Origin of the sequence: Paenibacillus sp. P3E (assembly GCF_001909045.1) — a bacterium.
GTDB lineage: Bacteria > Bacillota > Bacilli > Paenibacillales > Paenibacillaceae > Paenibacillus_AQ > Paenibacillus_AQ helianthi.
The window spans coordinates 1-24,831 of the sequence record NZ_LVWH01000202.1 but is presented as its reverse complement, the minus strand read 5'-3'; the positions used below and the strand labels follow the sequence as shown (position 1 = coordinate 24,831).

General features: G+C 53.2%; 16 protein-coding genes. 2 read left to right on the top strand and 14 right to left on the bottom strand.

Features of this window, described 5'->3' with window-relative positions; all coding sequences use genetic code 11:
- Nucleotides 1-41: 41 nt before the first annotated feature.
- Nucleotides 42-2,075 carry a tetratricopeptide repeat-containing glycosyltransferase family 2 protein gene (locus A3842_RS25230; protein ID WP_178382408.1) on the top strand — a complete coding sequence of 678 codons (2,034 nt, stop codon included), beginning with the start codon at nucleotides 42-44 and terminating at the stop codon, nucleotides 2,073-2,075.
- Between the two features lie 80 nt (nucleotides 2,076-2,155).
- Here the strand turns inward: A3842_RS25230 and A3842_RS25225 are convergent, their stop codons facing one another.
- The 7 genes from A3842_RS25225 to A3842_RS25190 all read right to left on the bottom strand — a co-directional run bounded on the left by A3842_RS25225 (nucleotide 2,156) and on the right by A3842_RS25190 (nucleotide 13,389).
- The gene (locus A3842_RS25225; protein WP_256701857.1) at nucleotides 2,156-2,908 is read right to left on the bottom strand and encodes a glycosyltransferase; all 753 of its coding nucleotides are present in this window, start codon (nucleotides 2,906-2,908) and stop codon (nucleotides 2,156-2,158) included.
- A complete protein-coding gene (locus tag A3842_RS25220) occupies nucleotides 2,895-4,223 on the bottom strand; it encodes a hypothetical protein (protein WP_074103129.1) in 1,329 nt (442 codons plus the stop codon). Before A3842_RS25220 ends, A3842_RS25225 begins: the two co-directional genes overlap by 14 nt.
- A complete protein-coding gene (locus A3842_RS25215) occupies nucleotides 4,220-5,701 on the bottom strand; it encodes a glycosyltransferase family protein (protein ID WP_074103128.1) in 1,482 nt (493 codons plus the stop codon). The genes A3842_RS25220 and A3842_RS25215 overlap by 4 nt, the downstream gene beginning before the upstream one ends.
- 116 nt (nucleotides 5,702-5,817) lie before the next feature.
- Entirely contained in the window at nucleotides 5,818-6,972 is a 1,155-nt protein-coding gene (gene yunB / locus A3842_RS25210; protein WP_371916022.1) for a sporulation protein YunB, read from the bottom strand.
- A 138-nt stretch (nucleotides 6,973-7,110) separates the two neighbouring features.
- Nucleotides 7,111-7,722, bottom strand: coding sequence for a TVP38/TMEM64 family protein (locus A3842_RS25205; RefSeq protein WP_074103127.1), 612 nt, complete (start codon nucleotides 7,720-7,722; stop codon nucleotides 7,111-7,113).
- Between the two features lie 227 nt (nucleotides 7,723-7,949).
- Complete coding sequence (locus A3842_RS25200; protein ID WP_371916023.1) at nucleotides 7,950-8,171, bottom strand: glycine betaine ABC transporter substrate-binding protein; 222 nt, start codon at nucleotides 8,169-8,171, stop codon at nucleotides 7,950-7,952.
- Nucleotides 8,172-8,379: 208 nt separating this feature from the next.
- Nucleotides 8,380-13,389 carry a carbohydrate binding domain-containing protein gene (locus A3842_RS25190; RefSeq protein ID WP_074103125.1) on the bottom strand — a complete coding sequence of 1,670 codons (5,010 nt, stop codon included), beginning with the start codon at nucleotides 13,387-13,389 and terminating at the stop codon, nucleotides 8,380-8,382.
- Nucleotides 13,390-13,628: 239 nt separating this feature from the next.
- On the opposite strand from A3842_RS25190, the gene A3842_RS25185 reads away from it, so the two are divergent.
- On the top strand, nucleotides 13,629-14,645 hold the full coding sequence (locus A3842_RS25185) for a LacI family DNA-binding transcriptional regulator (protein ID WP_074103137.1): 1,017 nt from the start codon (nucleotides 13,629-13,631) through the stop codon (nucleotides 14,643-14,645).
- Nucleotides 14,646-14,989: 344 nt separating this feature from the next.
- On the opposite strand, the gene A3842_RS25180 is transcribed toward A3842_RS25185, so the two are convergent.
- From A3842_RS25180 to A3842_RS25150, 7 genes are all read right to left on the bottom strand, one after another.
- The gene (locus A3842_RS25180; protein WP_083609727.1) at nucleotides 14,990-16,000 is read right to left on the bottom strand and encodes a ketoacyl-ACP synthase III; all 1,011 of its coding nucleotides are present in this window, start codon (nucleotides 15,998-16,000) and stop codon (nucleotides 14,990-14,992) included.
- Nucleotides 16,001-16,203: 203 nt separating this feature from the next.
- Nucleotides 16,204-17,547 (bottom strand): glycoside hydrolase family 28 protein, encoded by a 1,344-nt coding sequence (locus tag A3842_RS25175; protein ID WP_074103124.1) that lies wholly within the window; start codon nucleotides 17,545-17,547, stop codon nucleotides 16,204-16,206.
- Between the two features lie 385 nt (nucleotides 17,548-17,932).
- A complete protein-coding gene (locus A3842_RS25170) occupies nucleotides 17,933-19,045 on the bottom strand; it encodes a glycoside hydrolase family 88/105 protein (RefSeq protein WP_083609726.1) in 1,113 nt (370 codons plus the stop codon).
- Between the two features lie 66 nt (nucleotides 19,046-19,111).
- Nucleotides 19,112-19,987, bottom strand: coding sequence for a carbohydrate ABC transporter permease (locus A3842_RS25165; RefSeq protein WP_074083786.1), 876 nt, complete (start codon nucleotides 19,985-19,987; stop codon nucleotides 19,112-19,114).
- A 21-nt stretch (nucleotides 19,988-20,008) separates the two neighbouring features.
- Nucleotides 20,009-20,977: an ABC transporter permease gene (locus A3842_RS25160; RefSeq protein ID WP_074083867.1), complete on the bottom strand. Its 969-nt coding sequence runs from the start codon at nucleotides 20,975-20,977 to the stop codon at nucleotides 20,009-20,011.
- 133 nt (nucleotides 20,978-21,110) lie between these two features.
- On the bottom strand, nucleotides 21,111-22,664 hold the full coding sequence (locus A3842_RS25155) for an extracellular solute-binding protein (RefSeq protein ID WP_074103122.1): 1,554 nt from the start codon (nucleotides 22,662-22,664) through the stop codon (nucleotides 21,111-21,113).
- Between the two features lie 1,168 nt (nucleotides 22,665-23,832).
- Nucleotides 23,833-24,807, bottom strand: a complete 975-nt coding sequence (locus A3842_RS25150) for a hypothetical protein (protein WP_074103121.1) — start codon at nucleotides 24,805-24,807, stop codon at nucleotides 23,833-23,835.
- Between the last annotated feature and the right edge of the window lie 24 nt (nucleotides 24,808-24,831).

The following is a 24,831-nucleotide window of genomic DNA, read 5'->3' as shown; positions in this document are numbered from 1 at the left end:
GGGCAGGTGTGAAGATGTCTATCCCGGATGTATCCCTGTGTATGATCGTCAAGAATGAAGCTCAGCATCTGGAACGCTGCCTGGCTTCGGTTGCAGGATTGGTGTCGGAGATCATCATTGCCGACACGGGTTCTTCCGACAACAGCATGGAGATGGCCCTGAGCTTCGGAGCACAGGTGATTGAAATTCCCTGGGAGGGGGATTTCGCCAAAGCCCGGAACCGGACACTGCGGCAGTCCTCCTGTTCCTGGGTTCTAGTGCTTGACGCCGACGAGGCGGCTGGCGGCTGGCGGGCCGATGTTCTGAACGAATTGCTCAGCGCAGAGCAGGTAGACGGCTATTTCCTGCCTTTTATCCATTATGTAGGAGAAGCGGATAGCGGGGACTATGTCACGGACAATGTCTGCCGGCTGTTCCGCAACGATGAACGCATTGTCTTCCAGGGGAGTATCCATGAAGAAGCTGCAAGCAGTATCTGGGCGCTGCCGGACGGAAAGATCGCCTACGCAGCAGCGCTGCCTGTCCGGCATTACGGCTATCTGGATGAGGAGCTGCGCGCAAAGAACAAAACTGCCCGTAATCTCGAATTGATCCAAACCGCACTGCAGCATGATCCGGAGAGCATTCCCCTTCAGTACGCCCTAGGGACTGAACATTACCAGCAAGGAGCGTATGAGACTGCCGCCGGACTTCTGCTTCCTTTGCTGAAGACAGCCCCTGCAGGCTCCGGCTATCTTGCCGATATTTATATGAAAACGGCTTATGCCCTGCAGGCCTGCGGACGCACTAAAGAGGCCAAAGCCGCCTATGAAGCCGGTCTCCGCCTATTTCCTGATTTCACGGATCTGCTGGAGAGTTATGCTGTTCTGCTCCTGGAAGAAGGAGAATTACAGAAGCCTTACCATCTGTTGAAAATAGCACTGCAAAGCGGAGACACCGCGCAGAAATATCCCTCCTCCTCCGGCAGCGGGACCAGCCGGACCTGCGTGGTGATGGGCCAGGTCTGTGAGCGGCTGCTCCGCTATGAGGAAGCGGCAGATTGCTGGGAGCAGGCGATAGGCTATGATGCCGGCTGCGCTGCTGCTTGGGCAGAGCTTGTTCCCCTCTGCCTGCTGGCAGGAGAGGAACAGCACCTGACTGCCTTGACCCGGCAGACCCTTCAGGCCATGCCTTCAGAACTGCTGGGCAGATGCATCCCTGCAGCACTGAATGCCCATGCCTGGGAATGGCTGCAGGTGTTGGCTGCTGCACCTCAGCTGCCGGCTTCGGTGCAAGCCATCCTGCGTGTGCTGCCGGAACTGTTCCGGCACACGCAGATACTGGATGCAGCTGCTGCGGCTCCGCTGGAGCGGCTGCTGCGGGCAGGCCCGGAGCAGCCGTGGGTACACGGCTATCTGTGGGCCTGGGCCTGCCGCACCGGCGACGTCGCCGCTGCAGGGAAGTGGCTCGCGCGCTTGGCCCCTCTCAGGCCAGGCCTCGCGGCGGTACACCACCGGATAGGACTGGAATCCGGTGGCGGCGATCCGGCATGGCCGCAGCAGAGCCATACGGATCCCTCCGGTGATCCGGCAGCGAAACTGCCGGGCCATGCGGATCATCCGGCCGGTGCAGCGGCGATCCAGCCGATATCTTTTCCCGGCCTGTCCTACGCTGCACAGCTGCTGCTTCAGGCCGGAGCCTGGGGCAGTCTGCTGACGCTATACAGGAACACGTCTCCCTCTCTGTTCCAGTGGTGCCGCCTGCCTCAGCCGCTGCTGCGCGGACTGCTGCAGGCACCTGCTCCCTTCAGGGAGCAGTGGTGCTCTATATACAGCAGTCATGCGCAGCAATACGGCGGCATACTCTGTTCAGCGGAATGGCTGCTCTATGCAGCTGTAGCCGATTCCTGCGGGAGAGTGCCGCAGCTTGATCCGGCTGCAGGGAAGGCGCTGCAGCAATCGGGAAGCGCAGCAGCAGCCTTGGGCCTCAGCTATCATAAGCTGCTGCTGGCGGCAGAAGCCTTTCCCGGTAAGAATCCCCGGGGAAGCATTCCCTGGCTGCTGCTCGTCAGATCAGCTCTCCGCGACGGATTATGATGAAGTGAAATGTTTCCACTGCATTATCTGCAATAGCAATCGCCAATCCGCTGCTTCCAGCAACTTATTCGCTGCTGCACCTATTCCGGTCTTTCATGCTCCCGCCTCTCCTGCCATTCCACCAGATTGGGGTTGTCGTCCAAAATGGAGCGGTACTGCTCCAGGCTACCCCATTTCCCCTCGGGGTCCAGCTCCATGTAGCGTTCATATTTTTGCCGGAGGGCTTCAGGCGGCAGCGCCCAGCCATAGTGCTTCACGCGCAGCTCTGCGAAGAAAGCGGGCAGAACGGCGTAAGACAGCGGCAGGCGGGGGACATGATGATTCATTTGCGGTGTAAAATAATAAAATTGCGGCAGATACCGGACCAGCGTCCGGGTATGCTTGGTATGAATGTTCCAGTGCTCATCTTCACGGTAATGCGTCGTACCGCCCCAGAAGTCATACAGCCGGAACGCCACGGAATCGTACGCATCCTGATCAATCAGGCGGCGCATTTCCCGTTTGGCCTCTTCTTCATAGAATTCATCGGCATCCACGGACAGTAGCCAGTCGGGGTCCGTGGACACCGCCAGTTCCCAGAGCGTCTGCCGCAGCTCCCATTCCCGGTGGAACAGCGGGCCCTCCAGTGTCACCAGCTTTGTCACCTTGGCAAAAGAATGGCACAACCGTGCCGTGTCATCCGTGCTGGCGTCATCAACAATGACAATATCGTCCACAAAACCGCTCAGTTCCTCAAGCACTTGTTCCAAATAACGTCCGCTCTCATTCCTTACCTGCATCATGGCGGTAAGACGATTTCCGGAGGTTTTGCGCAGCGGCTTATCCTTGCTCATCATCGGCTCCCCCCTTCAATCGTCCTACTGCTTCCTCCAGGTCGGCCATCTCGGCGAATAATGTCCGCGCCTCGCCGCCTGCACCTGCCACCCGCAGAAAGCTGCGGATCGCCGCATGTCTTCTGCCATGCAGCAGATGCATCGTACCTTCAATGACTGGCAATTGAACGCCGCCATAGGAGGGAATTTCGGTCCCTGCCAGCAGCACTGTGCTTGCGGGCGGCATCCCGCCACCCTGGAGCACTGCACCGCCAGGCAGCGGGATGACTCCGGCCTCGCTGCTGCTGAGCGCCGCTAGACGCTGAAGCTGCAGTGCTTTTTCCCACTGGAAGGAGGCGATGTAATTCTGCAGCAGCAGCGGCTGCGCCTCAGGGCAGGGCAAGTTCTCCAGAACGCGGATCGCCTCCGCGACGTCCTCATTCACGCGGTAAAGTTCCGCCTGAAGCAGTCCGGAGTCTCCACTGTCCAGCCACCTTCTCATCTGTACAGCTGTACTTCTTTCCTCCTCGGTAAACGCAGTGATTTCGTACTGGGCAACCGCCAGCGCCAGATTGCCCTTCTTGGCCTCAATGGCCGAGAAGAAACGGTAGTGCGAGTGAAGGCAATCGGTATAGTCATGCAGCAGCATCAGTTCAAAAGATTTCGCCAAATACCGCTCGGCGGCTTCATCTCCCAACAAATATAAATAGGTGGCGGCCAAATAATGCACCGTAGGCTGATGAGGCATCTTCCCGCACATGGACACGTAGAAGTCTGCTCTTAGGCGGCGCTGAATGACAAGCCAGTCCCCTGCCCCGGAGCAGGCCGGCTGCCACAATCCGGTAAGTGCACGTGTCCAAACCTCCTCATAGTCAGACAGAAAAAACAGCCGTTCTCCCCGCCGGAGCAGCCCGCAAGACAACGGATAATCTCCGCTGAGATAGACCACCCTCGGTCTGCACAGATTTTGCTCCAGGTATAACCGTTCCGAGACCGTGCCTACCAGGTCTGCTCGGGCGGCAAGCAATGCGCTGTATTTTTCCCACATGATCTCGTTCTCGCCTTCGGGACACGGCTCCAGCAGAGCCACTGTGTAGGCCGGCTGCAGGGCCAGCACATCGGGCAGCCAGTAGGGGGAAGAGACAAGCAGTGTAAAACTCCCGCCATCCCAAGTATTCAACTCCGTCAGGGCCACCGGCCGGATTCCGCTACAGGCTTGCTGCTCAGGCGTCATCCCTCCGGCAAAGCAGATGTCTGCCCGCTCCGGCAAAAGATCCAGCAGTCTTTTATATGGATACTCTTCCCAGGAGACGCGGCTGAGAATCAAATAGTTCATAAGCATACCTCCCCGCCTGCCTGCATGTTGCTGGCATTGAGCTCAGGCGGACCGCCTATATACCCTATAGCCAGGGAAGGCCCGGGCGCAAGCAGAAGACTGTAAGGGGGCTCCCCCCTGGTGATGCGGCCCGGGACTATTCCACTCCTGTGCGCAATCCGTTCCAGTGGAAGCTTCTTCGCGGTCGGACCAGGCCATCCATGATCAGTTGCAGTCTCCTCCATTGCCGAACCCGTCCGGCTGACCACGAGGTCGGCTGAACCATGCCGGACAGCCCCGGCAATCCGCTCCACATAATGCGTGTCATAATCAGCGGAAGCAGAGAGATACACTACAATCTCGCTCCCGTATAAGGCGGAGACGTTCTCCAGCGCATGAAGCCAGGATTTCTCGCCTTGAACGGCTATGACGGCATCCTGCTCCCGCACAGCAATTTCCGGGAGAGCTTCACTGCGGATGTCCCTGACCCAAACCCAGCGGATATTGCCGTAGCTCTGCTGCTCTTGCAGCCACTGCAGGGATCGAAGAGACTGCCCGGAGGTAAGTATTTCATCGGAAAAGACGACTGCTGTGACGAGCGGAACCGGGGCAACCGCCGATCTTCCAAGCGGTATCCCGGGCCTTGGCAGCAAAATGGATACATCCGCAGGCACCGGAAGAATACCCGCATCTGTATCCATCTTCACTGCACTGGCATCCAGTCCCCATTTGGCCAGGTAAGCCTGCTCCCCTTCCTGCTTGCCCTCGTGATCCGCTTCTAGCGGATGAAGCGAATGAACATATACGGCATCACTCAGCGCAAGCCGAATTCCCAGCTGCCGGGCCCGGAGGCACCAGTCGGCTACCATCAGCTGCCGCCGGACAAGCCCCGGATCGAACCCGCCGACCCGCAGCAGCAGTTCCCGCGTGAAGATCAGACAGGAGCCGCCCAACACTTCCACCTCATGCCAGCCGCCCTGCTGCCGTCCCAGGCTATGGCTGACATAAGCGGACAATTCCAGATCGGTGCCAAAATGCAGCTGCTCCCTCCCCTCCCCAAGTTCTGTAGAGGAGCGGGGCGCAATGACCTGGACAGCCGGAACATCGATTGAAGGCCACAGCAGGTGGCCAATCCAGCCCGGAGACACCATCACCGTATCTTCAATTAGTGCGACATAAGGGGTCCCGGCATAAGCCAGGGCTTCGTTCACCCCATCATTTCCGGATTCATAGGGAATACAGGTCACCCCCGGAAAAGCCTCCGCTAAGGGCGGCAGCGGGAAATCCCGATTCATGGCAACACCAATCAGCGTAACGGATGCACCGGAATGCTGATGAAGAAGATTCAGGCATTCCGCAGCCCACCCGGCATGACGCAGCAGGACCACCAGAGTTACGCCGTCTTTCACCGGTAGTGGAAGCAGTCCTTCCTGCTCCAAGTACCTATATCTGCCCGCCAGACGTTCTATGCTGGCAGAATAATCAGATTCATATGACATCAGGGCTCACTCTCCATTTAGGTAAAAATGATGCTGCCTACAGTGTATGAGCCAAATATCTGGTATATCCCTCACATTTAAGATAAACTTTCAGGCGGAACGAATCCGGAGTGATTTCATGGACTGTCCATACCGGAGCTGCTGCCTGTCTCGTCTCCCGCAGGATTGGTATTCGGTGTACCGGAATTCTTAGAATCGTCCATTCCGCCTGTGGAACTGTTATTTCCCGCGTTGCCTCCGCTTGGAACCGATGGCCCTGTGTGTCTCCCGCCTGTGGGAGGAGCGGGGATGGCAATTCCAGGCGCGTTGCTGCCATTCTCTCCGACAGGCTGACCCTGGTTATCGTAGTAGTACATCGGGACATCGCCCACCACCATCAGATAGGAAACGGGAATTTCCGTATCCACAACCTGCGGTTCTACATCGAACGGGATAATGACTGCCACTTCTGTGACGATATGAATATAGACTTCGACCAGAATCATATTGATTCCGGCATCCTGCTGCCGGGTGTTCAGCTCCACCTTCACCGCACCTTGCGGTTCAATCTTGACCGGCACATTCGGACCGTAGGAGGCAATCAGCGAGCTTCCCAATGCCTGGCCTAGCGGAATATGCTCTGTCTGATTGTGCAGCTCCTTCAACGTGGATTGTATCACCTCTGCCGCCTGTGAGGTAATGCGCATATGCTCCTTATAATTAAGCATAAAGCCTGATATTTTACCGTTCTTGTCCGTTTTCCAGTCAATCAGTGCTTCGGCGTTTCCCTTGTCGGCCACTTGAGAGGTGATCGCCTTATTAATCGATTCCGTGGCAATCTGCTTCACACGGATTTGCGCCAAATGAAGAATAGGCGGCCGTAAATTCTTTTCCACATAACGCAGGCTCTGCATGACCGACAGAATAAGCACCAGACTGAAAATAATCCAGAATCTGCCCCGATTACGCGGTTTCTGACTCGGTCCCTTGGACACAGAGGCCATGTTCCCCCTCTCCATCCGGCCCGGCAGACGGAGAAGAATTCTGCGCTTCGGCTTTCCATACCGTCCCCCTTGAACGGATTGCCGGCCGCCCGCTTTGGAGGGCTTGGCCCGGAATGCCGGACTTGCACCTGCAAATCTTGGGATGCCATCCTTCGTTGGCCTGGCCTTGAACGCCGGGCTCCGTCCCGCGGCTCTCGGAATGCCGTCCCAGCTGAGCTTGGGTAGCCGCAGCCGCCGCAAACCCGGGACTCTTGCGCTTCGGCTCCCCCATTTTTTAATTCTGCCCATACCCTCTGTCCCTCCCCGCCTTCCCGGAGGTCAAGCTGCCTCCGGTTACTATAGGCTATTCGGGAACGGTAAAAAAAAGAAGAATGTTCCCCGGGTACATTCCCGTAAGAAACATTCCTCATTATTTTGCCACAATCGCTATTCCATCCGGCTCCGCCTATCCTCCTGCAGATGTCCCCAGTGGCGGCGGATAAAGATAGCAATAAGAACAACGACAAATACCCCATACCAGGTCAAGAACCTGTTCCATTCCTCTCTTGGTACAACAAGTGTTGAACTGATCGTTCCGAACAGCCAGATATAAGAAAGATTGCCAAGAACCGTCCCCCAGATAAAAGCCGGTACCTTAATCGGCGACACGGCCGACATGAAGTTAATAATATTGCTGGGTACGACCGGGACCGTCCGCAGCAGCACCAGTGTCCAAATACCATAGCGGTCCAGGTAGCGCTGCCACTTGTCATACCGCTTCAGCTTGGAGCGCCATTTCCGGTCGAACCAGTTGAAGAGAAACCGCCGAAAGAGGAAGTAGGTGAGGATTGCCCCCAAATTGCAGGCCAGCCAACTGATGACCATTCCTCCGATTACATTAAATACAGACACATGAAGGACAATAAGGATCGCCAGGGGGAAAAATCCGAACAGACTCTGCAATATGGCTAGTGGAATGGTGACGAACAGGATATACGGTCCGCTGAGTCCGAGTGATTGCAGCAGCCAATCGATCCAGGCATTAATGGTCTCCGTCATGGAGCGGCCTCCTTTCTTGCATCCTTGGACCAGCGCGAATCATATAAATTCTTGTATTTCAAGAAAAACACCCCTTACGGGGTGTCTAATAAATGAATCTGATTAGTGCATGTAATATGAATGGAACAGAATTTTAGCGTACAAGTTACAAATTTGTAGCCTTATGTTCCATACATCATAGCATACATTTTTAGCTGCTGCAAAATTCCGCAGATTCAAAAGAACAGTTATTCGATGCCGGCTATCCAGCTGTTTACTTGATTCTCATGCTCCGAAACCCAGACCTTCGCCGCGTCCTCGGGTGACATGCCTCCCTGGATATCCACCATTACCTGTGCCATATCCTCAGCTGTCCATTGGAACTGATCCAAGAACCGATAGACTGCCGGCATGTCCTCCTTCAGGCCTTTGCGGACCATGGTGTGGATCTGCTCGGCTCCGCCATAGATGCCTAGTCAAAATTGAAGAAGCGATTAAATACTACCGCTGGCTGCTGAAGCTGATTGAAGCACTGGAAACCGGCAAAATTTTCGAACTGATTCCTAAAGAATCTTAGGGCATTCTGCATCATTCCCCTCATCTCCACGTAAAAAACAGCCGAGATCCTGAATCACAGGACTTCGGCTGTTTGACGTTTAAATAGAATACTTATGCCCCTTACGGAGCCTCTGCCAACCTTACATTATCAATGAAAATATGATGGCCTGCCTGTATCGCGCTGTTGGTGCTGTCACTGTTGCCTGCTATCAGACCCATGAGGAAGACCAGATGCGCTCCGGCATCCGTGCCGCCCGCCATGGTGAAAGTGTAGCTGTAAGTGCTCATGCTGCCCGTCAATGCGACAGCTTTTGCCGGTAAATATTTCGTGAAATCCCCGCCCTTATGCTCCACAGCAACTTCAATCAAACGGTCCACATCGGAGCGGGCTTCAAAACTCAGCGTATACGTCTTGCCCTGCACCAGCTTCAAATTGGCATAATCCACCTGTGCACTGTAATTGGCTGTTCCCGTACCCGTCAGCGCGACAGACAGTTCTCCGTTCACCGCAGCAGCAGATCCAGTGCCATCGAAGTATTGCGTCCATCCGGTGAGGCCTTTTGCCGCATCGAAGACTCCATTATCCAGCGTACCGCTGGCCGGTTCCACAGGAGCACCACCCCCGCCTTCCACTTCTGTAACCCTGATGTCGTCAAAGGAGAGCGTATGCGGCGTGCTATTCGCCGTCTTGTTGTCGCCCATGGCCGCACCGATCAGGTAATTCAGCTTCAGCGGACTATTGTTATCTACGGTAAATTGTGCGCTGTAGGTCGCCCAGGTCGCGGTAACCTCGAACTTCGCCTGCGACGCTGCAGCAGAGGTGCCGCTGTACTCCACGATAATCTGTCTGGGAACGGTCGACTTGGCTTTGAAGCTCAGCTCATAGGTCTTGCCGGCCTGAAGCGGAATGCCCTCCTGGAAAAACTGCGTATGCCAGGCGGCCGTTCCGGCAACAGAAATCCCTATCTCCGCAACACCCTCATTGACGTTAAACGAAGATACCCCGCCTTCTCCCGACCAGGTAGACCATCCGCTTTTACCGCTGGCAAATGAACCGTTCACGACCAGATTGTTGTCATTCGCCAGAATAGTCTGGGATACGGCAGCACTGACATAGCCTTCAGCCTCCACCGAAATGATATAGCTGCCTTCAGCCGGGAAAGCAGCTGCGGCTATCGTAATTTTGCCTGCTTCTACGGTGTACTGCCCCACCGCAAGCGCAGTGCCGTTCACCTTCACCGTCTTGATGCTGCTCCGCCAGGCTGCATTCTCAGTGAAAGTCAGTTCTACCGGCTGGGATACCCGATTATTCGTACTGTCACCGAGCAGCTCCTGCGGCTTGGCCGGCGCATTCTTGATCTCCAATTTCACATTGTCGATCATAATCTCATGCGCCTGTGCAACACTCACACCATCCACCTTGCCCAGCAGGAATTTCAGCGACAGGGTGTCGTTGATCCCTTGGCGGAATTCGAATCTGTAGTGAGCGGTATCCGGTGTAATCTTCACGATCTGGGCAAAAGAAGGCTGAATCGAAGCATTCTCCGCTCTGATACTAATTTGCCGGGCAACACTTGAACTTGCATCGAATTCAAGGACGTAATCCTGACCGCTGGTAACCTTCAGCCCATTCTGGAACAGCATTACCGAATAGGGCTGGCTTCCGGTATTGGTAATCTGAAATGTGGCTGCCCCTTTCGTAACCGCAGCGGTGCTTGCTCCGCCCTGCTCCGTCAGCAGCCGCTCCCAGCTGTTAAAGCCAAAGCTGAAATCCCCGTTCATCAGCGGGTAATAAACCAGCGAAGGATCATAGTAGAAGCTGGTCCGCACCAGCAGGAAGTTATCCAGCTGGATGGTGCCCGCGGCTCCACCAAGATGGAGTACAAATTGTCCCAGCGTATCGGTTGCTCCCGCGAGATCAGGGAATACAGCCTCCACCTGCTGGGCTCCCTTCTTCAGAGGGATTGTCTTAGAAGCGTAGACCGTGCCATCTCTGCCCTGCAGCTCAATTACTGCAGTACGCGGGGAAGGCACATCCGCGTCAAAGGTAAGCTTATAATCCTGATCCTGCACCAGGAATATCCCTTTCTGCAACAGACGGACATCGGAGTCCCCACTGCCAGAACCGCTGATCTGCAGGTTTAAGCGGCCTGCATCGTCCACCTTCGGGCTGACCGCTGCTCCTCCGGAGGCTTCGGCATGCCAGTAGCTGAGCCGGTTCGGCTCGCCCAGATCAAAGGTGCCGTTGTACAGATGGTTGCCGCTGCCCAGCGGCGTTTTCGCCCGGTCATGATCGAATGGAATACTGTCGATCTCTTCGAGACGCGCGTTGCCGAACCATACCGGAGAAGCATTTGTACCCAAGTTGAATTCTACCCGGGCGGCAATGTCGGAGTTCTCCTTCATCTGGAACATGGTTTCGAAATGCTTCAGCGATGAAGTCAGCTCGGCCTTAAGTGACGGTGAATAGGCCTGATAACCACGGGACTGCCCGCCCGTCAGCCGGACGCTGATATTCCGCGAAGTATCCGTCTTCGCGTCGAAGCTGAGCTTGTAGGTTCTTCCCTTGGCCAGCGACACTATGGCCTGTGGCTGAATGGAATATGAATTGCCCCCAGGGCTGGTTATATTCACCTTAAGGTAATTCTTCCCGCCAATCGGATCAAGCGATACCGCCGCTTCCGCTCCGGCTTCCTTATACAGCACCCAATGGGCGGTATTCGGGATGCCCATTCCGGCATCGCCCCCCGTCTGCTCGGTGAAGCCGTTGTTATGAATCAGGTTGCCATCTGCAAGCGGCGGCAGAGAACCTTCAAGATACGGCTCCTTCGCAATCGTAACGGGTACCGGCTCGCGGTAAGGGCGGCCTGTCAACTCGTAGACTCTGACGTAATCGATTTCCATGGTCTGCGGAAATACCGTCTCCGCTGTAGGGTTGCCGTCGAAATTCCCACCCACCGCCAGGTTCATCAGCAGATGAAACTCCTGGTTGAACGGTGCCGGATAAGCGTTGTTCGCCGGCTGGCCGTTACTTAGGCTATACCAGTCATTTTTGGTGGAATACAGTACGCCGTCCACATACCAGCGGATTTCCCCCGGCTCCCATTCCATGGAATAGGTGTGGAACTGCTCTATCGTTGAGTTGCCCGGCAATACATATTCCTTGCCTGAATATACATTGTCAGGCCACTGGGCACCGTAATGGATCGTACCCGCAACCGTGCCTGGACGGCTGCCCCAGCTTTCCATAATATCGATTTCTCCGGAGGCCGCCCATGAACCGTAGACATAGTTCGCCGGCAGCATCCAGATCGCCGGCCAGTAGCCTTTGCCTACAGGCGCTTTAGCCCGGATTTCGAATTTACCGTATTTCTTGCTGAACAAATTCTTCGTTTTGATCCGGGAGGAGGTGTATTCCTTGCCTCCCTGTGCTTCTTTACGGGCGGTAATGATCAGCTTTCCGTCCGCTTCCTTCACATTTTTCGCTTCATTGGTGTACCATTCCAACTCATTGTTGCCCCAGCCCGGATTGCCGACTGCCGTGCCGTCCCCGAGGTCATAGGTCCACTTCGCCGGGTCTATGGTATTGTCGTTGAACTCGTCATTCCACACCAGCGTCCAAGGATCGGCCGCAGGAGTTGGAGTTGGCTTAGCCGTTGGTGTGGCTGTCGCGGTCGGCTTAGCCGTTGCGGTCGGTGTAGCCGTTGCGGTTGGCGTGACCGTGCCGGATGAGCCGGCCGGCACCTGGGTCGCGGCTGGCGTTACGGTGACTGCACCGCTGCTGCCCTGCTTCAGCGGAACGCCGCCGGCGGTGACGCCTTCAGCGTTGTTCAGGACAGCGCCGAAGGTGCCGCTGCCCTGAAGGGAAGTGCCCTTGGCAGTCGTGGCAAGCAGCAGCTCTGCGACCCGGGCATCATCTGCCAGCATAACCTGGCTCGGACTGCCCAGGGTTAGCTTGCTTACCTTGCCGGAGAGCATCAGTCTAAGGCCGCCATTAACTGATCCTGCTGTGGAGACAGCAGAGAAGCTGCCTTTTAACGCTGCTGCCTTAACACTGTTTAAGATTTCCACATCCGTGAATCCCGCTCCTGTTAGTCCATTCTCCTCAAGCGTAGCTCCCGAGTTCAGCTGCACCGTTCCAACCGAGGTGGTGCCACTGGCATAAATGCGGATTTTTCCATCAGGCTTGGCAGCCTGCACTCTGCCTATCTCACTGTTCTGGAGACCCACGCTGTGCTCACCGCCGCCGCGGATAAAGGTTGTGCCCGTCACTTTTACCCTTTCAAGCAGGGCATTCCCTTCACCAATTCCCTCCGTGAGGTAGAGATTCCCCTCAATCACGGTGTCTTTTAGTGTAATCCCGGCTTGGTTCAGCACCACATTTCCTTGCACCTTTCCAAGTGTGGCTTCCCCTTTCGAGCGCAGCAGCCCCGGCACCATCCGATCTGCAAGGACTGCGAGCTCCGCACGGGATATTCTCCCCTCCGGCTTGAACAAGCTGCCCGGATAGCCCTTAATATATCCCGCGGCCGCAAGTGCCGCCGCTGCTTCCCCTACCTCGCTGTCCACTCCGGTCAAATCGGTGTAAGCCGTTTGCCCTCCCGCTTCCAGCTTGAAAATCTTCTGCAAAGCCACGGCCGCCTCGGCACGCGTTAACGGAGCTGCGGGTGTCAGATGATTGTCCTTGCCCGTGCTTAAATAGCCTGCCGCGATGCCCTTGGCAATATCGCTCCTGTACCATGCAGATGCAGGTACATCAGCAGGGAGGGTGGCAGCTTCCACGGTGTAGTTAAAGATGCGGTTAATCATCACGGCAAATTCCGCTTTCGTCACCGGAGCATTGGGCCGGAACGTGCCGTCCCCATAGCCGCTGACAACTCCATTCCCGCTCCAGCGCTGAACCCCACGGGCTGCCCAGCTATCTGTCGGCACATCAGTAAACGCTTTCAATACAGCGTAGCCGGATGGATTCCCCTCCGCTGCCGTCACGCTGTTTGTCTGCAAAGCTGAATCATTCTCTGCCGTCTGACCGGAGGCAGCTTCTGCGCGGCCCCCGCCGCTGCCCAGCGGTGACAAAAGCCCTGAGGCCAGAACCATGGCAGCAAGCAGACCGGATACCTTTTTCTTCATCCTGTTCATTCCCTCCCGAAGTCCTATTGTTCATTCCCGCGTAAAATCGAAATCGGTTTCGAAAATACCTGCGCCAACACCCTCTAATTCGTGCAACCCATGCCCGTCCGCGCACTTCTCATACAATATCCGTTTGACTTGCTACGGTAAGTTGAATAGACTTAAATTCATGAATAAGCGCGGCGTAGCAGTCTTTTGGACTGAATGCACGGATAAGCGGAGGTTGGATTTCCATGCAAATGAATATTAAAAAAATCGCTGAAATGGCGGGTGTCTCCGTCTCTACCGTTTCGAAAATCATGAATAATTATAGCGATGTTTCCGAAAAAACAAAAAAGAGGGTCATGGAAATTATCGAGCAGACCGGATACTCCCCCTCCAACTCCGCCAAGACACTTGCCACCAAAAAGTCCAGCCTGATCGGGGTTATTTTTGCCGGTGAGCTTAATGTTGAATTTACGCATCCATTTTTTGTGGAGGTGCTGAATTCCTTCAAGAAGCAGATGGGTGTGCTGGGCTACGATCTGATCTTCTTCTCCAACGAGAAGTTCATTAGCAGCGGAGATTATTACTCCCGTTGTCTGCATTTTAATGTCGACGGCTGCGTCATTATCTCCGGGCAAAAGATGGAGCCGGCGATCCGCGATCTCGATAGGAGCAGCATTCCCTGCATCGGCGTAGACCTGGAGCTGACAGGCACAAAGTCCGGATTTGTGATGTCGGACAATTTCCAGATCGCCTCCAAGGTGGTGGAGCACTTCTATCTGCTCGGGCACAGAGAGCTTGGGTTCATCGGAAGTACGGCGGACTCACAGATCTCCAACCAGCGGGAGGCCGGATACGTAAAGGCGATTGAAAGCTTCGGCCTCACCCTGAACCGCAAGTGGTTCGTGCATGGGGACGACTTCTTCGAATCCAGCGGCTACGCGGCGATGCAGCAGCTGCTGAAGACCGGAAGCTTGCCAAAAGCGGTCTTCGCCGCCTCCGATCTGCTCGCCCTGGGTGCGGTCCGGGCCTTGAAGGAACAGGGGCTGCGGATCCCCGAGGATGTGGCCATCATCGGCTGCGATGACATCGAAGCGTGCAAATACACCAGCCCCACACTGACCACCATCCGCCAGAACAAAGAACGCCTCGGTGTACTCGCGGCACATATGCTCTTCGACCTCATCAACAATCAGTCGGACGGCGGTTCCTTTGTCGTCGAACCGGCGCTGATCGTCCGCGAATCCTGCGGCAGCCGTTTGACCGGTTAACCCGAAAGCAGGCTTGCCGCGAGCTGGTGAACCCTTGACGTCAGCTTTCTATTAACGGTGAGCCTCACCAGCATACTCACTTTCCTTTGAAGGCCCTTAAGTATCCAAGCAGCTAAAGTACTTATGCCGCACCCTCACACTATCATCATCAGCAACGTCAGCTACCCATGGCGATCTTAGCAATCTGTAACAACCTTACAGTACTCTCAGCAGTCCTCCCTCCGGCGAAACTTTTACTTTTTTAAGCAGACAACACTATTCGAAAACACTTTCGATAATATAATCCCTTATTTGTTGTAAGGGTTCAAGGCACTGTTTTTCTGGTTTTGGGCGTCATTTTTCGGTTAGAGAGGGGTGGGAGGTGAGACCTCGGGGGCCAGTGCCAGCTTCACCAATTGCCCGGCATGCGTTAACCCCGCACCAAAGCCATACAGCAGAATCTGCTGGCCGTTCACGACCTTGCCTTCGCGGATACCAAGATCCAGGGCAAGCGGAATGCTGGCAGCTGAAGTATTCCCGAAATATTCAAGACTATATAATGCCTGCTCAAAAGGATAATTCAACCGCTCACAGATCGGTTCAATCATCCGCAAATTGGCGCTGTGCGGAATGAACCAGTCCACCTGGTCCAGGCTGATTCCGGCATGGTTCAGCACCTGCTGCACACCCTGAGGCACGGTACGTACCGCCCAGCGGAACACTTCACGGCCATTTTGCACCAGCTTGCCAGTGTCTATAAGATCTATCTCATTCACCCTGTGCGACAGGCCTGTGCGGTATACATGATGCGCCCCGCTGCCGTCACTGCCCAGATGGAACCCGGCGAAGCCATCCATTTGTTCATCGCTCTCCACCAGCACAGCCCCAGCCCCGTCACCAAAAAGGATACAGGTGCTCCGGTCGGTATAGTCTGTAATTTTAGATAACGCATCCGCCCCAAGAACCAGCACCTTGCGGTGCAGACCGGAAGCCACGTAGGCATGTGCCGTATGCAGCGCATAGACAAATCCGGCGCAGGCTGCACTCATGTCCATTGCTCCGGCTGTAGGCTGAATCCCCAGACGGTTCTGCAGAATGGATGCAACCGAAGGAAAAGGGAAATCAGGCGTGCTTGTGGCCACGAGAATCATATCGACATCCTGCACGCTTTTACCGTAACGTTTCATCAGATCCAGCACAGCGGCTGCACATAAATCACTGGTGTATTCATCCTCACGGCTAATTCGGCGTTCACGGATTCCGGTCCGCTGGACAATCCACTCATTATCGGTATCCACGATCTGCTCCAGATCGCTATTCGTAAGTCTCCGGGCCGGAACGTAAGCTCCGATTGCGGTAATTTTGGCACCCTTCAAAAGTATCACCCCATAGTTTAGTATCTGATCTTAGTACTTGGTACTAATTATATCCTCAAGCGTTCTATATTGCAAAACGTTTTCCCGAACAAACCCGGCAAAAGCAAACCTTCTATTATCTATTACCTTTCCCCTTCGAACTTAAGCAGCAAAAAAAACCGCAGCCCCCAAACGGGCCACGGCTTCATATCAATACTTTTCACTTAACTGTTGACCGGCTCAACTGTAACCCGCTCGATCAGCTTTTCTGGTTTGACGGTGTTTTTGGACCGGCAGTTCATAAGTTCGACCTCTTCTCCGTTCTCAATGTAGAAAGCGGGGCCTTCGTGATTCTCAACCGTCACCTGGTGGAATTGCACATCCCGTACATATCCCAGATAAAAGCCCCGGCCCTTCATCGGCTCAAGCCCTGTCATCATATCCGGAGCTCCGGGGACCGCATTCTTCGCCATTGAGATATCCACATTCGTGAATGTAATCTCCGAGACATGCTGCTCCGCAAGTCCATACAGAAATCCCGCAGCAGCATGGACATTCTTGGCTGTAATATTGGCATAATGAATCCGGCGAAAACAAGGCGTTTCAGCGGTAACGGGATAGGGATTTTTGTCCCAGACGTATTTCTCCTTGCCGCGTGGTCCGCAGAAATAATACAGATTGAGCGTAAAAGGGCAAATAACGTCCTCCATCACAATATTGCTGATACGGATATCTTCAATAATCCCGCCTCGGCCGCGTCTGGATTTCATGCGGATTCCACGGTCGGTCTGCTTGAACACACAGTTGCTGATTGTCACATTGCGGATGTCGCCGCTCATCTCACTGCCGAGCACAACCGCTCCATGTCCATGGACCATCGTGCAGTTGGTGATGGTGATGTTCTCGCAGGGAATACGCTCCAGTGTGTCTTCGGTCCCCGCTTTGATCGCGATGCAGTCATCGCCCACATCAATGTGACAGTTGCTGATATGAACACCCGAGCAGGATTCGGGGTTGATTCCATCCGTATTCGGCGAGTCTGCCGGGTTCAGGATGGATACATTGTCAATCGTCACATTGCTGCAGCCGATAGGATTCACTGTCCAGCTCGGTGAATTCATCAGCGACACATCCTTGATGGTAACCCGCCGGCAACCGCTGAGACCGATCAACGTCGGGCGCGGATGCTCAAGCTGCTCCGGATGATTCCTGTGCTTCTCCCACCACGGAGTACCGTTGCCGTTAATGGTACCGCTACCGGTAATGGAGATGTTGACCAAATCCTTACCGAAGATGCAGGGGGAATGCACCTCCCGCTTCACACCCTCCCATCTGGACTCCACTGCCGGAAAGTCCTGCGGAAGGGTGCTGAATGACAGCACTGCCCCCGGACTTAAGTGCAATTCAATATTACTGCGGAGCTGGATTGCCCCGGTCAAAAAAGTCCCCGCCGGGATATACACCGTCCCTCCACCCGCCTCACCCGCCGCTGCAACCGCAGCCGCAATCGCGCTTGTGGCGGGTTCGCCAGTGTCCCGCAGGGCTCCATAATCGACAATATTAAACACCCGCTACACTCCTTCCATGAAATTAACGGAATTTCCTCCGAGGGTTCACCTCTGATGGGCCCGTTCCGGGCCAGGTGGACGGAACCAGAGGTATTTCTACCTCTGATTAGTCCGTTCCGGGCCAGGTGGACGGAACTAGAGGTATTTTTACCTCTGATTGGTCCGTTCCGGGCCAGGTGGACGGGACCAGAGGTATTTCTACCTCTGATTAGTCCGTTCCGGGCCAGTTAGGCGGAACCAGAGGTATTTCTACCTCTGATGGGGCCGTTCCGAGCCAGATGGACGAAACCAGAGGTATTTCTACCTCTGATGGGGCCGGCGGTGCTCCTAACTTGCGCGGCGACAGCCTCCTGCGAATAATCCCGCCGCCCCCTCCGCGCTATTCTCAACCCTCAGACGCCGCTCCGCCATACAAAGACTGCATCTCCACACACGCCATGACCAGTGCGCCCACGCCGTGCAGATCATTGCTGACCTTCGGGCGGGTGACGTAGTTCTCGTAATCACCCGCCGATGTTCCGATGCAGATGTCGGGCAGAATCAGCCTGCCCTCTGCGTCCGGCTGCAGCACCCGGATCAAGCCCTCATACCCCTTGCGGGCAGCGGCCAATGCCCCGGGTGGAGCGATGCCGTGCTTCACAGCCTTGGCAATCGTATAGACGAACAAGCAGGAGCCCGAGGTCTCCAGCCAGTTATCCGGCTGGCTGCCTTTGTCGACCACCTGATACCACAGTCCGCTCTCCCCATCCTGATACCGGATGAGAGCTTCGACGAAGCTGCCCAGTTCGGCAGCGAGCTCCGCTCTACCCGGATCACCGGCAGGTAGCAGATCCAGAAACTGCGAGACAGCGAGGCCGTACCAGCCCAGCGACCGGCTCCAGAACTCCGGGGAGCAGCCGGTTTGCGGGTTCGCCCAGGGCATGCGTTTGCTCTCATCCCAGGCATGGTACAGGAGTCCCGTGGCCTCATCCTTCATATGCCTCCGCATCAGCCGCTCCTGATGCAGTACGGTTTCACGCAGGCCGGGTTCGCCATAGGCATTGGCATATTTGAGGGAGAATACTCCGGCCATATACAGCCCATCCAGCCACATTTGGTTCGGATATTTATCTTTATGCCAGTATCCGCCTTCCGAGGTCTGGTTCAGCGTCAGCAGCAGGTTGCGCAGCTTATCGGCGGCAATCCGGTACTTCGGCTGGCCGGTCCGCTCATGCAGCGTGAACAGCAGCAATCCTGCCTGAACCGCATCCAGCTCGTCCCGGGCAAAATACAAATTGCCGTTCTCATCCACCAGATCATCGACGTATTGCTGAATATATGCAATATAGCGGTCCTCCTGGACAGCTTCCCACAATAGTTCCATACCGCATAGAAACACACCCTGATGGTAATGCCAGCGGTGGGCTGGAGGCAGTTCTCCTGCTTTATAAGTATCCATTAAAGAATCACAGACCTGTTGTGCCCATTCCATAGGTGTTGCCGGCAGACTGCCTATCATCTCCATACCCCTTCCACTATATAAGTAACACTCCTGCAGTTCCAAACTTCCCCTCCGCACCTCTTACTAACCCTTCATCGATCCCAGCATGGCTCCCTTGGCAAAATGCTTCTGCAGGAACGGATAGACCATCAGAATCGGCAGCGTAGCCACCACGATAACCGCCATCTTAATCGTCTGATCCGGCGGCGGATTGGTCGCATCCAGGGAGGAACTGTAGTCCATCCCGCTCGCGAGCACCACGATTTGCCGGAGCAGCACCTGAATAGGCCATTTCGCACTATTATCCAGATATAGGATCGCAGTCATATAAGTGTTCCAGTAAGTAACAGCATAGAACAGGGAAATCGTTGCAATCGCCGGCAAGGACAGGGGCAGCACAATCCGGAACAGGATGCCGAAGTCGTTGCAGCCGTCGATTTTAGCCGATTCTTCAAGGCCCTCAGGGATATTCTGAAAGAAGTTTTTCAGGATAATCATATTGAATGCACTAATCGCCGAAGGCAGAATCAAGGCTGCATACGAGTCGATCAGACCCAGCTCCTTCACCACCAGAAAGGTGGGAATCATTCCGCCATGGAACAGCATCGTGAACACCACGAGAAAGTTGAAGACATTGCGCCCGTCCAGATCCCTTCTGGAGAGCCCATAGGCCATAAGGGCAGTGATGAACATACTGAATAGCGTGCCAACGAGTGTAACCCCTATGGAAACACCCATTGCTCTAAAAATCGTGTCCGTCGAGAAAATAAACTTATACGCGTCAAGGCTCCACACCTTGGGAATCAGCACAAACTTGTTGGCCGCAATCTCAGCGCTTGTGGTGAATGATCCGGCAACCACGTGCACAAACGGCAGCACGGTGATCAGGGTAATGAGGGCAAGCAGTGTAAAGTTCACAGCAGAAAAGATTCTGCCGCCGATCGTGCGATCTTCTACCATTTCAATTCCTCCCGCTGGTTCTCAATAAACGCCTTCTTCGCCCATTTTTTTGGACAATTTGTTGACCGACATAACCATAATCAGTCCGATCACGGATTTGAAGAATCCGATAGCCGTACTATAACTGAACTGCCCTTGTCTGAGTCCTGCCGTGTACACATACGTATCAATAATTTCCGCAACCTCTCGGTTCATGGAGTTCAGCAGCAGATATACATGTTCAAATCCAAGATCGAGCACGGAACCAATTTTCAGAATAAGCAATGTAATGATGACGCCGCGGATCGCCGGGAGGGTAATATGCCAGATTTGTCTGAGCCGTCCGGCTCCGTCCATGCGTGCAGCTTCATAGAGTCCGGGGTCAATAGCCGCAATCGAAGCCAGATAAATAATCGTCCCCCAGCCCGCTTCCCGCCAAATGACTTGAAGGATATACATCGGCCTGAACCAGCCGGGACTCAGCAGGAAATTAATCTTTTCAAAACCGAAATAGGCCAGCAGCTCGTTGATAATCCCGCCGTCCATCGTAACCATGACAAATGAAATCGACACAACGATAACCCAAGACATGAAATGGGGCAAATAGATGAGCGTCTGAAAGGTTCTTTTGAAAAAACTGCCTCTCAGCTCATTCAACATTAACGCCAGAATAATCGGAACCGGAAAATAAAATAAAATGTTCATTCCGAACAAAATCAAGGTGTTCCCCAGAATATTAAGGAAATCCGGCTCCGCAAATAAACGGTGGAAATGCTTCAGCCCCACCCAATCACTTCCTGTTATCCCCTGGTAAGGCTTGTAATCCTGAAACGAGATGATCAGACCGTACATCGGCAAATATTTAAAAACCACAAAATACAGCACACCCGGAATCAGCATGACGTAGAGCAATTTGTTTCTCCACAGACGTTTTTTGAGCTCACTGCTGCTCTTATAGCTCTTGGGCTTCAGCTCGGGAACCACACCAGGCTGAGCGGAGACTTCCTGCATAATACTCTTCCTTTCTGCTTCATAATTGGTGCCTGACTGCCGGCTCGCCAAGAGAATCCGAAAAGACTGCTGAACTACCGTTGTTAGCAGCCTTTTCAGCTTCATTTGTATTCAGTTACTACAAAACTGCTGCCTATTTCTTATACACGGCATTGTATTCTTCAATAATCTTCTGGCCGCCGCGGTCTTTCCAGGCCTGCACTTCTTTTTCGAATCCGGCCTTGTCGATTTGTCCGTACATATATTTGTATGTGGCATCTGTAATGATCTGTTGAAGCTCTACGCCCTTGGAAGTATAGGTAGGGGAATCCAGCGCAGCCGTAGGATCAGCCACACCTACCTTCACATTCTCCAGCAGCAATTCTTCAGCATGGATTCGGCCTGGAAGCACATTCAGACTTTGGTACATGCCATTCGTCTCCGCTTCACCGATTACACTGTCCTTGTAGCCCTTAACCTCACGCTCAATCAACTCTTTGTCATCAGCAGGTTTGGCTCTGCCGTCTACGACAGTATAGTGGGTCCCTTCAATGCCCCAGTACATCAGGTTGGCAACCTCAGGAGTCATCATCTTGTCATAGAACGCCAGAATTTTCTTCAGCTCTGCCTCATCCTTGACTGCAGATTTCGGGAACAGCACCACATTGTTGTAGCCCGGAATCATCCATTGCGCGAACTTTCCGTCCGGTCCAGCAACCATACTGTGCGTATCCAGCACGGCATCCGGGAAATTCTTAATCAGGTCTTTGTTCAGGGTATCAATATCCTGCATCGAGCCCCCGATATACATCCCCGCTTTGCCGCTGACGAACATTTTTACCGCATCCGTTTTACTGGTCGCCGCGAAATCCTGGTTCATGTACCCAGCATCGCGGGCTTTTTTGAAGAAATCCATCGTGTCGAAATACTGCGGGAACGTAAATTCCGGCTCCAGCTGTCCATCCTTCTCTCCCCAGTTGTTCGGTGTGCCGAACCAGGAGGATACGGTTTTGAATGCACCATAGACCAGTTCGTTACGGTCCACGATACCTACGGTATCTTTGTTGCCGTTGCCATCCGGGTCCTGCTCCGTGAACGCCTTGGCCATGGCAAACAGCTCATCCACATTGGCCGGCGGCTTCAGGCCCAGCTTGTCGGCCCAGTCTTTGCGGTAAATGATGCCCTGCCGTGCCAACGGCCGTCCAATGTACAGGGTATACAGCTTGCCGTCCACCTTGGTATTGTTCAGGATTTCCGGCTTCAGCTTATTGAGATTCGGGAACTCGCTTAAGAGTGGTCCGATCTCCCAGAACTGCCCGTCCTTGATCGACTCTTTCATCTGGAGGAAAGTGGTCTGGTTCTTCAAATACGTAACCTGCGGCAGAGAGCCCGTGGCGAACGAGGAGTTCAGTTTCTCTTCATACGTATCCGCCGGGTAGAACTGATAGGTGAGCTTCGTATTCGTTAACTTCTCCACTTCCGTCTTAATCGTATCCGGTGGAGTCTCTGACGTGTTCAGTGGAAGCATAATCTTGATCTCTGTCGGTTTCTCCGGCTCCGGTGCCTTCGTTGCGGTGTCTGTTCCGCCGCTGGGGCCCGCATTGCTCGGGGATGCTTCGTTATTCTTGTTGTTGTTTCCTGAACACGCTGTCAACATGCTGAACGTGAGCAGTGCAGACAGGAGCAGGGTGAAGGATTTTTTGTTCATGCCAATTTGACCTCCGTTTAACTTGTATTGGTTACAAGCCTCACATTACCGCGTCCCGGAGGTTACGAATACAATCATTTGCTCATAAAGGGGCCTTTCTGCGGCGTTCTGGGGAAATGATTATCGTGGTAACGGGAGCATTGAACTGAAAGCTGGGCGGGCGTGGGAGGTGGCGGGCGTGGCTGCGGGGAATGTTTGGACTTTCGGCCGCTGTTATGTTTGGATTTCTCTAATTATAGACCGCTGCTAGCGGTAGAAATCCAAACATAAAGGCGGACGCTGACGCTCCTACAGTTCCAAACTTCCCCTCCGCCACTCCCACCTCCCTTGCGGGTGGTTTTAAGTTCAATGCAGGAGGAAGAGCAGAAAAAACCCGCCGCATGAATCTGCGGCGGGGGCAGGTAGCAAGCTTATTCTTAGCAGAAACAGAACGGACAGATAAACTTTGAGATTTGAAATAGTACGTGGTATCAGCAGACCCGTAATGTGAAGCGGACTCGCCACCGCAACCGTTTGGTGTACACGCCGAAGCATTGCTCTTGGCTGAACCAGATTGAACTCTGGTTTTGAATTTTGGTCCATTGCCCCTGAGACGTGGCAACTTCAAGAGCATGCTCGATTTGCAGAAATAGATTTTCCAGTTTATTGAGTATTTCAACCAAACGGTGGTGAAGCTATTCAAGTGGACCTACAGGGGCAAACCACTTTGTGTTTAGCTGTTTGAATTATTACGTGTAGATGCACTAGTTGCAATGGGAATTCTGAATATTCTATAAGTGGAACCGGAAAGCCTTGCTGTAAATGGATTTCTTAAGATTCTATTGAAGGGAATTGAACCCCAGGCTACGTATTACCACAAGGGACCCGATGCGAATCTGGTCACCTCCTATCAAACCGATAGGTATTCGTTATCCGCAAACGATCGCAAAGTACAATGGGCGTATTACATGGATATACAAAATAGCCGATGGTACAAAAGCAAGCTAACTAATTGGTGAGAAGTAAACCCTATAATAATCCAATGTAATTAGAACTATAAATAAAAGGACCTGTTGGTGAAATACCACAGGTCCTTGCATCATATTTAGTTTAATAAATAATAAAATTCGATAAAGGAAGATCAGATCACCTCATGACTTCGATTACCCTCATTTTATGCAGAAAAATGTTACTGCCCAATCGTATATTCAGTTCTCCACGTCCATTTGTCACCCCAGCCATTAATATAGATTGATGCGTAATTCAAAACCAAATCCATGTTTGCAGTACTATAAGCATGTCCATAAGCAGAACCAAAAGCTCCTGTAAGTCCTTTTTGAGTAACAGGGATTCTCACTTCAGTTGCTAAATCGCCATAATGTAAACCATCCAATCCATAGAGATCTATCGTACCCTTAGTTCCTTGTACACTTGACTGATCAATGCTAGCAAAACCTCTATCAACATAACCAATCCAAGGATCGCTACTGTCAATCACGTAAGTACCATTAGAACCCACACCTGTTCCTGTAGCCCATGATGTTCCGATAGAATCAGTCCAATAAAAATTTGGTAATTTATTCCATCTAAAATTAGTCCGGTAAGTATATTTATATTCCATTGCATTAGCAGTTTTACCGATATAAACTACCGTACCAGATCCGTGAAAAATCCCATCCCAAACTTCACTTGAATCTAAAGTAGTTGCAGAAAAACCAGCTAATTCTGAATTCAAAGTTAAATCCTTTGTTCTCATCATATTAATTTCTTCTTTATTTTCAGGAGTTACTAAATAGTCATCCCCCTCTTTACTTGTGAAGATATTCTTGTAATCTGTCTGAGTTGAATTTACCTTTTTACCTCCTTGGATAATAATTTCATCTTTTGTAGCATCAGAGAAATATGAAATTTCATCTTCTGTAAATCCCATTGCATTTAAAAAAGTGTCTTTTTGATTCTCGTTTAAATTTTTTGCATTTTCATTCCCCATCAATCTACCGTCACTGTATTTTTCCACCAATAAATCCTTCACTTTAAGAGTTTGTACTAAAATATCACTGTCAGAAATCTGTCCCGATGTCGAGGCCGCGTTTGCAAACGAAGGGATTGCCAACACACCAATAATTACACATAAACTGAAAAACCTAACAGAACGTTTACTCAATTACTCCACCATCCTAATATGAAT